We start from the raw sequence: 1,691 nt of genomic DNA, 5'->3' as shown, positions 1-1,691 counted from the left end.
AGCCTCCAAAGAACAAACTATCACAATCCGTTACACTCCGAAGGAACTTCTCACGGTTTTCCCCGTAACACGAAACTCTGCGTCTCTTTCGGGTGAGTTGAAGTCAATGCTAACGCTGCAGGCCATGATGAGGCGGTCTTGTCAGTTACTTTCAGCCCTAGAGGAGACATCGTTGCCACGGGCTCAGGTGACTCTACAGTCAGAATTTGGGACCTAGAAACGCAAACGCCCCTTCATACGTTGAAAGGACATGCCGGCTGGGTGCTCTGTGTTGCTTTCAGTCCCGACGGACGCCGCCTAGCCTCTGGCGCCATGGACAGTAAGATCAAGGTCTGGGATCCCTACACTGGCTTCCAGATGGGCAATACCCTAGCACGGCACAAGAAGCACATCAATGCCCTCTCCTGGGAACCAGTTCACCTTTCCAAGGATGGCAAATGCTGGAGACTCGCCTCGGCTTCGAAAGATGGCACCGTCATAGTCTGGGACACTTACATGGGCAAAATGCTCTATTGCATCTCTGGGCACTCCATGTCGGTAACGTGCCTACGCTGGAGTGGCGAAGGCCTCATCTACACTGGCTCACAGGACCGCCTTGTGAAGGTATTCACCCCTGAGGGCAAGTTGGTGCGCAATCTGCAAGGACACGCTCATTGGGTGAACACCATGACACTTAGTACAGACTACGCCCTTCGCACTGGACCCTTCGACCCCACGCAGCCCGTCCCGGACGAAACCGAGTACCAGGAAGTCGCGCTAAAGCGATACGAGAAGCTAAAAGGAATGGGAGAGCGGCTCGTCACCGGTTCAGACGACTTCACTATGTTCCTGTGGGACCCATCCTCCGCGAAGAAACCCTTAGCCCGGCTCACCGGCCACCAAGGACTTGTCAACGTGGTGACGTTCTCGCCCAATGGCCAACTCCTCGCCTCCGCTTCGTTTGATAAGTCACTGAGAATTTGGAATGGCACAACGGGCAAGTTTGTAGCCACATTACGGGGTCATGTCGGGGCTGTCTATCAAGTCGCCTGGTCTGGCGACAGCCGAATGATTGTCTCGGGTAGCAAGGATTCCACTCTCAAAGTGTGGAATGTGAATACGAAGAAGATGCTGTTTGAGCTGCCTGGTGAGTTCCGCTCTGCTGACCTTCTAGGTCACCGTGATGAAGTGTACGCCGTTGATTGGAGCCCTGATGGCAAGAGAGTCGCATCTGGCAGCAAGGATCGCACCCTTAAGTTCTGGGTCGCATAATTGAGCAAGTGTAGTAGTTCCCCCTTCCGACCAGACATACAAAAACTTAGACTAGTTGCAACTAGGTTTATAAACACAGGAGTTTGCCAGCATAACTTGACGGGAATATGCCGCATTAGTCCTCGAAGGTGGTGTGCTTGGGCTTGGGTTTGGCCTTTTCCGCGTAGCCTTCGAAGTCATAGTCAATGCCGAGGTCTTTCAGCTTCTGGCGGCGCTTCTCTTCCTTGGCCTTCAACCTGGTCATGATCTTGGCTTCCTGGTCGGGGCTTCGGGCCTGGTTGTGCAAGCGGAGGTGCTTGCCAGCGGGGTCCTTGCGCCGCGGCGTCATCTGGTTGGCCCCGATAAACGTGCTGCGCATTACAAGGGGACGACAATGCCAAAGCCCTCTGCTTATTTGCATGAATTTGAATCCCTTAGCCCTAGCCTAGCCCTAGCCCTAG

2 protein-coding genes and 1 pseudogene are annotated in these 1,691 nt (G+C 54.2%); 2 read left to right on the top strand and 1 reads right to left on the bottom strand.

Annotated features, from left to right (window positions below; all coding sequences use genetic code 11):
• Positions 1 to 126: 126 nt before the first annotated feature.
• A pseudogene (locus V6D20_07685) lies at positions 127 to 327 on the top strand (hypothetical protein).
• The gene (locus V6D20_07680; GenBank protein ID HEY9815664.1) at positions 313 to 1,251 is read left to right on the top strand and encodes a WD40 repeat domain-containing protein; all 939 of its coding nucleotides are present in this window, start codon (positions 313 to 315) and stop codon (positions 1,249 to 1,251) included. Before V6D20_07685 ends, V6D20_07680 begins: the two are co-directional and overlap by 15 nt.
• Positions 1,252 to 1,366: 115 nt before the next feature.
• Here V6D20_07680 and V6D20_07675 read toward each other — a convergent pair whose 3' ends face one another.
• Entirely contained in the window at positions 1,367 to 1,609 is a 243-nt protein-coding gene (locus V6D20_07675) for a hypothetical protein (protein HEY9815663.1), read from the bottom strand.
• Positions 1,610 to 1,691: the final 82 nt, after the last annotated feature.

Source organism: Candidatus Obscuribacterales bacterium, assembly GCA_036703605.1.
GTDB lineage: Bacteria > Cyanobacteriota > Cyanobacteriia > RECH01 > RECH01 > RECH01.
This window is presented reverse-complemented; position numbering and strand designations above follow the sequence as displayed.

Excerpts from the sequence above, each read along its gene's own strand:
- V6D20_07680 (HEY9815664.1), top strand. The coding sequence starts at position 313 with ATGGACAGTAAGATCAAGGTCTGGGATCCCTACACTGGCTTCCAGATG.
- V6D20_07675 (HEY9815663.1), bottom strand. The coding sequence starts at position 1,609 with ATGCGCAGCACGTTTATCGGGGCCAACCAGATGACGCCGCGGCGCAAG.